This window comes from Pseudomonas sp. P7759 (assembly GCF_013386445.1).
Taxonomy (GTDB): domain Bacteria; phylum Pseudomonadota; class Gammaproteobacteria; order Pseudomonadales; family Pseudomonadaceae; genus Aquipseudomonas; species Aquipseudomonas azotoformans_A.
The window spans coordinates 160,719-174,150 of record NZ_JACART010000007.1 but is presented as its reverse complement, the minus strand read 5'-3'; the positions used below and the strand labels follow the sequence as shown (position 1 = coordinate 174,150).

The window sequence follows — 13,432 nt, the reverse complement described above, 5'->3', positions numbered from 1 at the left end:
ACGCTTGTCTGGTCCCATCGATTGCAGAGGGCTCCGAATGAAATTGCTCCCACTACAAGCCGCCATGGCTGCCGCGCTGTTGAGCGTGGCGATCGGCGTTTCGGCCAAACCACTGGTGGTCTGCACCGAAGCCAGCCCGGAAGGTTTCGACCCGGTCCTGTACACCACGGCCGTGACCGCTGACGCCGCTGCCGAGACCATGTTCAACCGTCTGGTGGACTTCAAGCCCGGCACCACCGAAGTGGTTCCGGCACTGGCCAAAGACCTGCCTGAAATCAGCGCCGATGGCCTGACTTACACCTTTCACCTGCGTGACGACATCAAGTTCCACACCACCGACTACTTCAAACCCACGCGCAACCTGAATGCCGACGACGTGCTCTGGAGCTTCCAGCGCCAGCTGGACCCGAATCACCCGTGGCATAAAAAGTCCCTCGTGGGCTACCCGTACTTCGAAAGCATGGGCTTCAAGGAACTGCTCAAGAGCGTAGAAAAGACCGACGATCACACCGTCGTCTTCACCCTGACCCGTCCTGAAGCACCGTTTTTGGCCGACCTGGGCATGGCATTCTCTTCCATCCATTCGAAGGAATACGCCGACCAATTGCTCGCATCCGGTAAGACCGAAGACCTCAACGCCAAGCCCATCGGCACCGGCCCGTTCGTCTTCACTCGTTATCAGAAAGACGCCCAGGCGCGGTTCAAGGCCAACCCCGACTACTTCCGTGGCAAACCCCAGGTAGACCCGCTGATCCTGGCGATCTCAACCGATAACAACGTGCGCCTGCAGAGGCTCAAGGCCAACGAATGTCAGATCGCGTTGTTCCCCAAGCCGGATGACATCCCAAGCATCAAGAAAGACCCGAACCTGAAAGTCGATGAACTGGCGGCGATGACCACCAGTTACACCGCGCTGAACACCACCCACAAATACATGAGCGATGCGCGGGTGCGTCACGCGATCAACATCGCTTTCGACAAGGCCGGCTACACCGAAGCCCTGTTCGGCAAAGGCAATGCGGTAGTGGGCACCGGTCCTTATCCGCCGACCTTGCTGGGTTTCAGCGACAAGCTGAAGAACCCGCCCCGCGATCTGGACAAGGCCCGCGCCCTGCTCAAGGAAGCCGGCGTACCGGAAGGCACTGAGTTCACCCTGTTCACCCGTAACGGTGGCGGCCCGACCAACCCTAACCCGATGCTCGGCGCCCAGCGCATGCAGGCGGATCTGGCGCAAATCGGCCTGAAGGTGAATATCAAAGTCATGGAATGGGGCGAAATGCTCAAGCGTGCTAAAAACGGTGAGCACGACATGGTTTCGGCCGGCTGGGTCGGTGATAACGGCGACCCGGACAACTTCCTGACGCCAAACCTGAGTTGCGATGCAGCGAAAAACGGCGAAAACTACGCCCGCTGGTGTAACAAAGAGTTTCAAGACTTGATCGACAAGGCGCGCGCCATCGCTGAACCCGCCCAACGCGCTGCACTCTATGAACAAGCACAGGACGTTTTCGATAAGGACCAACCATGGCTTCCCATGGCTTATCCGAAACTGTTCACCGCCATGCGCAAGAACGTAGAAGGCTTCACTCAAAGCCCTCTGGGTACAAATAACTTCGCCACCACCCAGGTGAAGTAAATAAGAGAAACGCTCGGCACCGTCGACATTGGCGGTGCCGAACCTGCCTAACCGGCTGATTGAGGTACACGACAAGATGTTTAGTTTTATTGCCCGCCGACTGGGGTTACTGATCCCCACGTTTTTCGGCATCACGTTGCTCACGTTTGCGTTGATTCGCATGATCCCTGGCGACCCCGTCGAAGTCATGATGGGCGAGCGGCGCGTCGACCCCGAGATGCACGCACAGGCAATGGAACGCCTTGGCCTTAACAAGCCGTTGTATGCGCAATACCTGGATTACGTCGGCAAACTGGCCCAGGGTGACCTGGGCGAATCGCTGCGTACCCGCACCAGCGTGTGGACTGAATTCACCGCCCTCTTCCCGGCGACCCTGGAACTGTCCATGGCCGCCCTGTTGTTCGCCGGTATCCTGGGCCTGCTGGCCGGGGTGATCGCGGCACTCAAGCGAGGATCCCTGTTCGACCATGGGGTGATGGGCATCTCCCTGGCGGGGTATTCGATGCCGATCTTCTGGTGGGGCCTGATCCTGATCATGTTCTTCTCGGTCAGCCTGGGCTGGACCCCGGTTTCCGGGCGGATCGACCTGCTCTACGACATTGAGCCGCGCACCGGCTTCATGCTGATCGACACCCTGCTGGCTGACGAGCCGGACGCTTTCTTCGACGCCCTGCACCACCTGATCCTGCCGGCCATCGTGCTCGGCACCATTCCGTTGGCCGTGATCGCGCGGATGACCCGTTCGTCGATGCTCGAAGTCTTGCGTGAAGACTACATCCGCACCGCCAAGGCCAAGGGCCTGTCGCCGGCGCGCGTGGTGTTCGTGCACGGCCTGCGTAACGCGCTGATTCCGGTACTGACCGTGGTCGGCCTGCAAGTCGGCACGCTGCTGGCCGGTGCGGTTTTGACCGAGACCATCTTCTCGTGGCCCGGCATCGGCAAATGGCTGATCGAAGCCATTGGCGCGCGGGACTACCCGGTGGTGCAAAACGGCATCCTGCTGATCGCCTGCCTGGTGATCCTGGTGAACTTCGTAGTGGATATCCTCTACGGCTTCGCCAACCCACGCATCCGTCACCAGCGCTGAGATCATGACCATGACCACACCTACTCCAGTGTCAGCAGTCGATCAAAGCCTGCTGTACCCGTCCCCGTACAAAGAATTCTGGCAAGCCTTCTCCAAGAACAAGGGCGCGGTTGCCGGCCTGCTGTTCATGGTGCTGATCGTGTTCTGCGCGATCTTCGCCCCCTGGGTTGCCCCGCATAACCCGAGCGAGCAATACCGTGATTTCCTGCTGACCCCGCCGTCGTGGCTGGAAGGCGGGCAGATCCAGTTCCTGCTCGGCACCGACGAACTGGGCCGTGACTTGCTCTCACGCCTGATCCAGGGCTCGCGCCTGTCGCTGCTGATCGGCTTGTCGTCGGTGGTGATGTCGCTGATTCCGGGCATCCTGCTGGGCCTGTTCGCCGGGTTCTTCCCGCGTTTGCTCGGCCCGACCATCATGCGTTTGATGGACATCATGCTGGCCCTGCCTTCGCTGCTGTTGGCCGTGGCCATCGTCGCGATCCTCGGCCCTGGCCTGATCAACACCGTGATCGCCATCGCGATCGTGTCGTTGCCGTCCTATGTCCGCCTGACCCGCGCTGCGGTGATGGGCGAGCTGAACCGTGACTACGTGACCGCCGCCCGCCTCGCCGGTGCCGGCCTGCCACGCCTGATGTTCATCACCGTGCTGCCCAACTGCATGGCGCCGCTGATCGTACAGGCCACCTTGAGCTTCTCTTCGGCGATCCTCGATGCCGCGGCCCTGGGCTTCCTTGGCCTTGGCGTACAACCGCCAACCCCGGAGTGGGGCACCATGCTGGCTTCGGCCCGTGACTACATCGAACGCGCCTGGTGGGTGGTGAGCCTGCCGGGTTTGACCATTTTGCTCAGCGTGCTGGCAATCAACTTGATGGGCGACGGCCTGCGCGATGCGCTGGACCCGAAACTCAAGAACGCCGCCTGAGGAGATTCCCATGTCACTGTTAGAAATCAAGAATCTCAACGTGCGCTTCGGCGACAAGACCGCCGTTCCGGTGGTCGATGGCCTCGACATTTCGGTCGACAAAGGCGAAGTCCTGGCCATCGTTGGCGAGTCGGGCTCGGGTAAATCCGTGACCATGATGGCGCTGATGGGCCTGATCGAGCACCCCGGCATCGTCACCGCCGACGCGCTGAACTTCGACGGCAAGGACATGCTCAAGCTGAGCAACCGCCAGCGCCGCCAGATCGTCGGCAAAGACCTGGCGATGGTGTTCCAGGACCCGATGACCGCGCTCAACCCCAGCTACACCGTGGGTTTCCAGATTGAAGAAGTGCTGCGCCTGCACCTGAAGATGTCCGGCAAACAAGCGCGCAAGCGTGCCATCGAGCTGTTGGAAAAGGTTGAAATCCCAGGCGCCGCCAGCCGTATGGATGCCTACCCGCACCAACTGTCCGGCGGTATGAGCCAGCGCGTGGCAATCGCCATGGCGATTGCCGGCGAGCCGAAACTGCTGATCGCGGATGAGCCGACCACCGCACTGGACGTGACCATTCAGGCGCAGATCATGGAACTGCTGCTGGCCCTGCAGAAAGAACAGAACATGGGCCTGGTGCTGATCACTCACGACCTTGCAGTCGTGGCGGAAACCGCCCAGCGCGTGTGCGTGATGTATGCCGGCCAAGCCGTTGAAGTCGGCCAGGTGCCGCAGTTGTTCGACATTCCGGCGCATCCGTACAGCGAAGCACTGCTCAAGGCGATTCCGGAACATAGCCTGGGCGCCACGCGCCTGGCCACGCTGCCGGGTATCGTGCCGGGCCGTTATGACCGTCCGCAGGGCTGCCTGCTGTCGCCGCGCTGCCCCTATGTGCAGGACTCCTGCCGTGCCCAGCGTCCTGGGCTTGATCCCAAAACCAACAGCCTCGCGCGCTGCTTCTACCCCTTGAACCAGGAGGTGGCGTAATGGCCGTCGTTCTTACCGCCCGCGACCTGACCCGTCACTACGAAGTGTCCCGTGGCCTGTTCAAGGGCCACGCGCTGGTGCGCGCACTCAATGGCGTGTCCTTCGAGCTGGAAGCCGGCAAGACCCTCGCCGTCGTGGGCGAGTCGGGCTGCGGCAAATCCACCCTGGCCCGTGCCCTCACGCTGATTGAAGAGCCGTCTTCGGGTTCACTGAAAATCGCCGGCCAGGAAGTCGCCGGCGCCGACAAGGCCCAGCGCAAACAACTGCGCAAAGACGTGCAGATGGTGTTCCAGAGCCCGTACGCCTCGTTGAACCCACGGCAGAAAGTCGGTGATCAACTCGGCGAGCCGCTGCTGATCAACACCAACCTGTCCGCTGCCGAACGCCGCGAGAAAGTGCAGGCGATGATGAAGCAAGTGGGCCTGCGCCCCGAGCATTATCAGCGCTACCCGCACATGTTCTCCGGCGGTCAGCGCCAGCGCATTGCCCTGGCCCGCGCGATGATGCTGCAACCCAAAGTGCTGGTGGCCGATGAACCCACCTCGGCACTGGACGTGTCGATCCAGGCCCAGGTGCTCAACCTGTTCATGGACCTGCAGCAGGAATTCAACACGGCCTACGTATTCATCTCCCACAACCTGGCGGTGGTGCAACACGTCGCGGATGACGTGATGGTGATGTACCTCGGCCGTCCGGTGGAAGTCGGTCCCAAGGAAGACATCTACGCCCGTCCGCTGCACCCCTACACCCAGGCGCTGCTGTCGGCCACTCCGACCATCCACCCGGACCCGAACAAGCCGAAGATCAAGATCGTAGGCGAGCTGCCCAACCCGCTGAACCCGCCGCCTGGCTGCGCCTTCCACAAGCGCTGCCCGTACGCGACCGCACGGTGCAGCACCGAGGAACCACAACTGCGCGCCTTGGACAACCGCCAGGTGGCCTGCCACTACGCGGAGCAGTTCGTGGCGTGACATCGCAACAAAAATGCCCTGGGTGATCAAGCCCAGGGCATTGCCTGTGTTCTACAGCCCTTCCCACCAGGTTGCGCATCAGCCTGGCGGGAGGGGCTTTCTTTTGAGCGAAGCCTACGTCTGGCTGTCGCCTTCAGCGTCCGGATCATCGCTGTCCGGTTCGTCGGTGGTGGAGTCATCATCGCCTTCGCTGCCGCCCTGGTCCTTATCGCCAGGCTCCGCCTCGGACTTCGCCAGTTGCAGATCCTGGCTATGCACCGACGACACAACACCGCTCTGCACCGGGTTATGCGCCCAGGCCGACGACATTCCCAACGACAACAACACCATCACTTTTATCAACAACACAACACGTTGAAAAATACTCATGGTTGATTCCGTCCAGTCAGTAGGTAAATCCCACGCGACAGCCGTTCACCGCCGCCAGCCTTGACGCTAGCCCCGATGCCGGGTTTACGCCAGGGCGTCAGGTTTCGCCGTCGTCGTAGGTTTCGCTGTCTTCGCCATCGTTATAGGGATTTTCCTGGTCCTCCTTCGGGGCAGGCTGGGTTTGTGGTTTCCAGCTGCCGGAGTTGACCTCTTGTTGCTTTTTCTTGGTGACAGGGCCGGTGTCTTTCCATTGAGGGGTTCCAGCGCCCGCCAGTGCCGGGACCGTGGTCAGCCCCAGACTGGCTAACAGCATCCAGCAGATGACGCGTTTGACACTAGGCACAGCGCTTTCCTTTTCAGTCAGTGGATAAATCCTGCACCCAAAAAACTAGACCCGATACGTCACTCTCGCCACAAAAAAGGGTGAAGCCATCACAGCTTCACCCTTCTTTTTACCGCTCAGACCTTAATGGTGCTCGCGGGTCGCACGGAATTTCACATCCGGCCAGCGCTCTTCCATCAGCGCCAGGTTAACCCGTGTCGGCGCCAGGTAGGTCAGGTGACCACCGCCGTCGACCGCCAGGTTTTCCACAGCCTTGTTGGAGAACTCTTCCAACTTCTTCTTATCGCTGCAATCGATCCAGCGCGCGGAGTACACGGTGATCGGCTCGTAGGAGCATTCGACCTTGTATTCCTCTTTCAAGCGGCTGGCGACCACATCGAACTGCAGCACACCGACGGCGCCGAGGATGATGTCGTTGCTGCGCTCGGGGAAGAACACCTGGGTGGCGCCCTCTTCCGCCAATTGCTGCAAGCCTTGGCGCAGTTGCTTGGATTTGAGCGGATCACGCAGGCGGACGCGGCGGAACAGTTCCGGGGCGAAGTGCGGGATACCGGTGAAGCCCAGGGCTTCGCCTTCGGTGAAGGTGTCGCCGATCTGGATGGTGCCGTGGTTGTGTAGGCCGATGATGTCGCCGGCGTAGGCTTCTTCGAGCTGTTCACGCTCGGAGGAGAAGAACGTCAGGGCGTCGCCGATGCGCACGTCCTTGCCGGTACGCACGTGGCGCATCTTCATGCCTTTTTCGTATTTGCCGGAGCAGATGCGCATGAAGGCGATGCGGTCGCGGTGTTTGGGGTCCATGTTCGCCTGGATCTTGAACACGAAACCGGTGAATTTCTCTTCCACTGGTTCCACGGTGCGCTCGTTGGCGACACGGGCCAGTGGGCGCGGGGCCCAATCCACCACGGCGTCGAGCACATGGTCGACACCAAAGTTGCCCAGGGCGGTACCGAAGAACACCGGGGTCAGCTGGCCGTCGAGGAACTCCTGCTGGTTGAACTCATGGCAGGCGCCCTGCACCAGTTCCAGCTGGTCGACAAAACGATCGTACTCGTCACCCAAATGGGCGCGGGCTTCGTCGGAGTCGAGTTTCTCGATGATCTTGGTTTCGGTGCGTTCGTGACCGTGGCCGGCGGTGTAGACAATGATGTAGTCCTCCGCCAGGTGGTACACGCCCTTGAAGTCGCGGTAGCAACCGATCGGCCAGGTGATCGGCGCGGCCTTGATCTTCAGCACGGCTTCGATTTCGTCCAACAGCTCGATCGGGTCGCGGATGTCGCGGTCGAGTTTGTTGATGAAGCTGACGATTGGGGTGTCACGCAGACGGCACACGTCCATCAGCGCGATGGTACGTGGCTCGACGCCTTTACCGCCGTCGAGGACCATCAGCGCCGAGTCCACCGCAGTCAGGGTGCGGTAGGTGTCTTCGGAGAAGTCTTCGTGGCCGGGGGTGTCGAGCAGGTTGACCATGTGGTCGCGATACGGGAACTGCATGACCGACGTGGTAATGGAAATACCCCGTTGTTTTTCCATTTCCATCCAGTCGGAGGTGGCATGGCGGTCGGATTTGCGGGATTTCACCGTGCCGGCCACCGCGATTGCCTTGCCCATCAGCAAGAGTTTCTCGGTGATGGTGGTTTTACCGGCATCGGGGTGGGAAATAATGGCGAAAGTGCGGCGTTTCGCGACTTCGGCGGCCTGGTGGGTCATGGGAAATCGCCTGGCAGGTGAGTCAAAAAAGGGCGGCGAGTATAGCGCAAACCCCAGGGGCCGGACCACCGTTCACCCGATTAGGGGTGGCTAAATGCTGCCAAGTATGGAACCTTTTAAAAGGTCGAGACGTCCACTCCCCTGCTACCGCACTCGGAACAGGGGCTGATAAATCAGCAAGTTAGCCTGACGAGGCTGCGCTCATGGCTCGATCGCATACCGCGTTGCCGGTATCGGCGAGCTGCTTTTCGCGAACTCATTCGCCGACAGCCAGGAATGGCATTGCCGCTCGGAAATGTGTTCGCCGACAAAAGAAAAAAGGAGTCCGCCTGTGGCTATTCGCTATGGCAAAGGGCTGATAGGAGGAGCGGTTGTCGTCGCCCTCCTGGCCCTGCTGGTCCACTGGATCGGCATCAACACGATCGAACTGTACCGCGACGATTTGTTGTTTTACCTGCAAGCTCACTTGATCCTCGTTCTTGTCTCCATGCTGGCGGCCCTCGTTGTGGGCATCCCCGCCGGTATCCTGCTCAGCCGACCGCACATGGTCGGGCGCGCAGAACGCTTCATGCAGATCTTCAACATCGGCAACACCGTCCCTCCCCTGGCCGTACTGGCCATCGCCCTCGGCGTCCTCGGCATCGGCAGTGGCCCGGCGATCTTCGCGCTGTTCCTCGCCTCCCTCCTGCCTATCGTGCGCAACACCTACGAAGGCCTGAAAAACGTTCAAGGCTCGCTGAAAGAAGCTGCTACCGGCATTGGCATGACGCCACGCCAGGTGCTGTTTCGCGTGGAATTGCCCAACGCCGTGCCGATCATCATCGGTGGCGTGCGCGTGGCCCTGGCGATCAACGTCGGTACCGCGCCGCTGGCCTTCCTGATCGGTGCCAACAGCCTGGGCAGCCTGATCTTCCCCGGTATTGCCCTGAACAATCAGCCGCAATTGCTGCTCGGCGCCGCGTGTACCGCTTTGCTGGCGTTGCTGCTTGACGGCCTGGTGACCCTGGCCAGCCGCCTCTGGCTGGAACGCGGGCTGCGTGCGTCTTAAGGAACCGACATGAAAAAACTGACCTTGATATTGAGCTGCGTCCTGCTGTGTGCAGGCATTGCGCAAGCCGCCGAAAAACCGGTGATCCGCATCGGCGCCCGGGTGTTCACCGAACAGACCCTGCTGGCCGAAATCACCTCCCAGTACCTGCGCACCAAGGGCTATGACACCCGCGTGACCGGCGGCCTGGGCAGCAACCTGGCGCGCAGTGCCCAGGAAAGCGGGCAACTGGACCTGATCTGGGAATACACCGGCGTGTCGTTGGTGGCCTACAACCACGTTGACGAGAAGCTCGACAGCGAACAGTCCTACGCTCGGGTAAAAGAACTCGACGCGAAAAAAGGCCTGGTCTGGCTCTCCCCGTCGCGCTTCAGCAACACCTACGCCCTGGCGCTGCCGGAGAAAGTTGCGGCTGAGCATCCCGAGATCAACAGCATCAGCGACCTGACCCAGGCCGTGGCGCAAGACGCCAAGAGCAACCGCCTGGTGGCCCTGGACACCGAGTTCGCCAACCGTTCCGACGGCCTGGCCGGCATGGTCAAGCTGTACGACATGAACCTCACGCGCAAAAACACCCGGCAGATGGACGCCGGCCTGGTCTACACCGCGCTGCGTAATGGCCAGGTGTTTGCCGGTCTGGTCTACACCACCGACGGTCGCCTGAACGCCTTCAAACTGAAGCTGTTGGCAGACGACAAGCACTACTTCCCGGACTACACCGCCGCGCCCGTGGTGCGTCAGGTGTATCTCGACGCGCACCCGGAACTGGCCGCTGACCTCAAGCCATTGGCCGATCTGTTCGACGACGAAACCATGCGCCAGTTGAACGCGCGGGTCGACGTCGACCATGAAAGCCCCTCCGCGGTTGCCGCCGATTTCCTGCGCCAACATCCGATCAATCAATAAGAGGAGAAGACATGGAATTCCTGAACGCCTTTTCCCATCTTGATTGGGCCCAAGTCCTACAACTGACCGGGCAACACATCACCCTGGTCGGTATCGCCGTGATCCTCGCGATCCTGATCGGCGTGCCCCTGGGCATCCTGATGACGCGCTTCCCGACGCTTGCCGGCCCGCTGCAAGCCAGCGCCACGGTGCTGCTGACCGTGCCGTCCATCGCCCTGTTCGGCCTGCTGCTGCCGTTCTACTCCAAGTTCGGCCAGGGCCTGGGGCCAATGCCGGCGATCACCGCCGTGTTCCTCTACTCCCTGCTGCCGATCATGCGTAACACCTACCTCGCCCTCACCGGCGTGGAACCGGGTATTCGCGAAGCCGCACGCGGCATCGGCATGACCTTCGGCCAGCGCTTGCGCATGGTCGAGTTGCCTATCGCCGTGCCGGTGATCCTCGCCGGTGTGCGCACCGCCGTGGTGATGAACATTGGTGTGATGACCATCGCCGCCACCATCGGTGCCGGTGGCCTGGGTGTACTTATTCTGGCTTCCATCAGCCGCAGCGACATGTCGATGCTGATCGTCGGCGCCGTGCTGGTCAGTCTCCTGGCCATTTTTGCCGACTTGCTCTTGCAATGGCTGCAACGCTCGCTGACTCCAAAAGGATTGCTCAAATGATCGAACTTCAAAACCTGTCCAAGACCTTCCAAAGCAACGGCAAGACTGTCACCGCCGTGAACGATGTAAGCCTGACCGTCAATGAAGGCGAGATTTGCGTGTTCCTCGGCCCGTCGGGCTGCGGCAAAAGCACCACGCTGAAGATGATCAACCGCCTGATCAAGCCCACCTCGGGCAAGATCCTGATCAACGGCGAAGACACCACCGACCTCGACGAAGTGACCCTGCGTCGCAATATCGGTTATGTGATCCAGCAGATCGGCCTGTTCCCGAACATGACCATCGAGGAAAACATCGTGGTCGTGCCGAAATTGCTCGGCTGGGACAAGCAAAAATGCCACGACCGCGCCCGCGAGTTGATGAGCATGATCAAGCTGGAACCCAAGCAATACCTGCATCGCTACCCGCGTGAATTGTCGGGTGGCCAGCAACAGCGCATCGGTGTGATCCGTGCCCTGGCGGCCGACGCGCCGTTGCTGTTGATGGATGAACCGTTCGGGGCAGTCGACCCGATCAACCGCGAGATGATCCAGAACGAGTTCTTCGAGATGCAGCGTGCGCTGAACAAGACCGTGATCATGGTCAGCCACGACATCGACGAAGCGATCAAGCTGGGCGACAAGATTGCGATCTTCCGCGCCGGCAAGCTGCTGCAGATCGATCATCCGGACACCCTGCTGGCGCACCCGGCCGACGAGTTTGTCAGCAACTTCGTGGGCCAGGACAGCACCCTCAAGCGCCTGTTGCTGGTGAAGGCCGAAGACGCGGCAGACAACGCCCCGTCGGTGAGCCCGGAAACCCCGGTGGCCGATGCGCTGGAATTGATGGACGAGCATGACCGCCGCTATGTGGTGGTCACCTGCGCCGAGAACAAGGCGCTGGGTTATGTACGACGTCGCGACCTGCACCGTCAGACCGGCACCTGCGGCCAGTACCTGCGCGAGTTCAACGCCACGGCGGCGTATGACGAGCATTTGCGCATCCTGCTGTCGCGCATGTACGAGTTCAACCGTTCGTGGTTGCCGGTGATGGATGCGGAGCGGGTGTTCCTTGGGGAAGTGACCCAAGAGTCGATTGCCGAGTACCTGAGTTCCGGTAAGTCCCGGGGTGGCAAGACCAGCATCGTTTCGCCTGCCGAAACTGCGTTGGCCTGATAGACCGCTATCGCGGGCAAGCCCGGCTCCCACAATGGACTGCATTCATCTGTAGGAATGCAATCCCCTGTGGGAGCTGGATTGCCTGCGATGAATACACCACAAATCCCTCTGATTTGCCCCCTCCGGGGAACATCATTCCGTCACACCTGTCGGTTACATAAGTAGCTGCACGGGTTCGCGCGACGAACGCGTGCAAAAACGCGACATTTTTAGTTGATCTCAAGCCCCTCACGCCCTAAAGTTCGCGCCGAACGTCCATGCTGGAAACGATCCATCCGGCTCAAGTACTGACGACGAGACAGCAAGGCCAAGGGAAGCGGTTATTCCCATGGCCTTTTTGCTTTCGGCGACATGCCTTGGGAAGTAGGCGAACCAAAGTGGGGATACGGAGGACGTTCATTTGCACCCATTGATCAATTTAGTTTGCCCTTAGGAGTTCCCAGCATGTCGATCAACGTCGAAGATTATTTCGCGCGCGCCACTTTTGACAAAATGAAGGCGTTCGCCGACAAGCAAGAAACCCCGTTCGTGGTGATCGACACCGCGATGATCAGCCAGGCCTACGATGACCTGCGCGCCGGTTTCGAATTCGCCAAGGTGTATTACGCGGTCAAGGCCAACCCGGCTGTCGAGATCATCGACCTGCTCAAAGAGAAAGGTTCGAGCTTCGACATCGCCTCGATCTACGAGCTGGATAAAGTGATGGACCGTGGCGTCAGCGCCGACCGCATCAGCTACGGCAACACCATCAAGAAATCCAAGGACATCCGCTACTTCTACGAGAAAGGCGTGCGCCTGTTCTCCACCGACTCCGAAGCCGACCTGCGCAACATCGCCAAGGCCGCGCCGGGTTCGAAAGTGTATGTGCGTATTCTCACCGAAGGCTCGACCACGGCAGACTGGCCTTTGTCGCGCAAATTCGGCTGCCAGACCGACATGGCCATGGACCTGCTGATCCTGGCCCGTGACCTGGGCCTGGTGCCTTACGGCATCTCGTTCCACGTAGGTTCGCAACAGCGCGACATCAGCGTGTGGGACGCGGCCATTGCCAAGGTCAAAGTGATCTTCGAGCGCCTGAAGGAAGAAGACGGCATCCACCTCAAGCTGATCAACATGGGCGGTGGCTTCCCGGCCAACTACATCACCCGCACCAACAGCCTGGAAACCTACGCTGAAGAAATCATCCGTTTCCTCAAGGAAGACTTCGGTGACGACCTGCCGGAAATCATCCTGGAGCCGGGCCGTTCGTTGATCGCCAACGCCGGTATCCTGGTCAGCGAAGTGGTATTGGTTGCACGTAAATCCCGCACCGCCGTCGAGCGTTGGGTATACACGGATGTGGGCAAGTTCTCCGGCCTGATCGAAACCATGGACGAAGCCATCAAGTTCCCGATCTGGACCGAGAAGAAAGGCGAGATGGAAGAAGTGGTCATTGCCGGCCCAACCTGCGACAGCGCCGACATCATGTACGAGAACTACAAGTACGGCCTGCCGCTGAACCTGGCGATTGGTGATCGTCTGTACTGGTTGTCGACCGGTGCGTACACCACCAGCTACAGCGCGGTTGAGTTCAATGGCTTTCCGCCACTGAAATCCTTCTACGTCTGAACCTTTAAAAACCGGCTCCCTGTGGCGAGGGAGC

General features: G+C 60.4%; 13 protein-coding genes. 10 read left to right on the top strand and 3 right to left on the bottom strand.

The features are described 5' to 3' along the window. Window positions 1-37 precede the first annotated feature (37 nt). The 5 genes from HX823_RS09600 (at window position 38) to HX823_RS09580 (ending at window position 5,595) form a co-directional block, all read left to right on the top strand. Window positions 38-1,636: an ABC transporter substrate-binding protein gene (locus HX823_RS09600; RefSeq protein WP_177074759.1), complete on the top strand. Its 1,599-nt coding sequence runs from the start codon at window positions 38-40 to the stop codon at window positions 1,634-1,636. 76 nt (window positions 1,637-1,712) lie between these two features. Further along, window positions 1,713-2,723, top strand: a complete 1,011-nt coding sequence (locus HX823_RS09595; protein ID WP_017739471.1) for an ABC transporter permease subunit — start codon at window positions 1,713-1,715, stop codon at window positions 2,721-2,723. A gap of 10 nt (window positions 2,724-2,733) precedes the next feature. Beyond that, a complete protein-coding gene (locus HX823_RS09590) occupies window positions 2,734-3,645 on the top strand; it encodes an ABC transporter permease subunit (RefSeq protein WP_033903370.1) in 912 nt (303 codons plus the stop codon). A 10-nt stretch (window positions 3,646-3,655) separates the two neighbouring features. Next, the gene (locus HX823_RS09585; protein ID WP_028618822.1) at window positions 3,656-4,624 is read left to right on the top strand and encodes an ABC transporter ATP-binding protein; all 969 of its coding nucleotides are present in this window, start codon (window positions 3,656-3,658) and stop codon (window positions 4,622-4,624) included. Then, complete coding sequence (locus HX823_RS09580; RefSeq protein WP_016976250.1) at window positions 4,624-5,595, top strand: peptide ABC transporter ATP-binding protein; 972 nt, start codon at window positions 4,624-4,626, stop codon at window positions 5,593-5,595. Before HX823_RS09585 ends, HX823_RS09580 begins: the two co-directional genes overlap by 1 nt. Before the next feature lie 114 nt (window positions 5,596-5,709). On the opposite strand, the gene HX823_RS09575 is transcribed toward HX823_RS09580, so the two are convergent. The 3 genes from HX823_RS09575 to HX823_RS09565 all read right to left on the bottom strand — a co-directional run bounded on the left by HX823_RS09575 (window position 5,710) and on the right by HX823_RS09565 (window position 8,014). Next, window positions 5,710-5,964, bottom strand: a complete 255-nt coding sequence (locus HX823_RS09575; protein ID WP_038850885.1) for a hypothetical protein — start codon at window positions 5,962-5,964, stop codon at window positions 5,710-5,712. A gap of 97 nt (window positions 5,965-6,061) precedes the next feature. Next, complete coding sequence (locus HX823_RS09570; protein ID WP_177074758.1) at window positions 6,062-6,307, bottom strand: hypothetical protein; 246 nt, start codon at window positions 6,305-6,307, stop codon at window positions 6,062-6,064. Between the two features lie 123 nt (window positions 6,308-6,430). Next, window positions 6,431-8,014 carry a peptide chain release factor 3 gene (locus tag HX823_RS09565; RefSeq protein ID WP_033903366.1) on the bottom strand — a complete coding sequence of 528 codons (1,584 nt, stop codon included), beginning with the start codon at window positions 8,012-8,014 and terminating at the stop codon, window positions 6,431-6,433. Window positions 8,015-8,345: 331 nt separating this feature from the next. Here HX823_RS09565 and HX823_RS09560 point away from each other — a divergent pair, with 331 nt between their 5' ends. The 5 genes from HX823_RS09560 (at window position 8,346) to HX823_RS09540 (ending at window position 13,398) form a co-directional block, all read left to right on the top strand. Further along, window positions 8,346-9,062: an ABC transporter permease gene (locus HX823_RS09560; protein WP_033903365.1), complete on the top strand. Its 717-nt coding sequence runs from the start codon at window positions 8,346-8,348 to the stop codon at window positions 9,060-9,062. Between the two features lie 9 nt (window positions 9,063-9,071). Further along, window positions 9,072-9,968 carry a glycine betaine ABC transporter substrate-binding protein gene (locus HX823_RS09555; protein ID WP_177074757.1) on the top strand — a complete coding sequence of 299 codons (897 nt, stop codon included), beginning with the start codon at window positions 9,072-9,074 and terminating at the stop codon, window positions 9,966-9,968. Between the two features lie 11 nt (window positions 9,969-9,979). Further along, on the top strand, window positions 9,980-10,633 hold the full coding sequence (locus HX823_RS09550) for an ABC transporter permease (RefSeq protein ID WP_010213201.1): 654 nt from the start codon (window positions 9,980-9,982) through the stop codon (window positions 10,631-10,633). Continuing rightward, window positions 10,630-11,787: a betaine/proline/choline family ABC transporter ATP-binding protein gene (locus HX823_RS09545; protein ID WP_003171711.1), complete on the top strand. Its 1,158-nt coding sequence runs from the start codon at window positions 10,630-10,632 to the stop codon at window positions 11,785-11,787. Before HX823_RS09550 ends, HX823_RS09545 begins: the two co-directional genes overlap by 4 nt. 447 nt (window positions 11,788-12,234) lie before the next feature. Continuing rightward, window positions 12,235-13,398, top strand: a complete 1,164-nt coding sequence (locus HX823_RS09540; protein WP_010213203.1) for a type III PLP-dependent enzyme — start codon at window positions 12,235-12,237, stop codon at window positions 13,396-13,398. Window positions 13,399-13,432 lie beyond the last annotated feature (34 nt).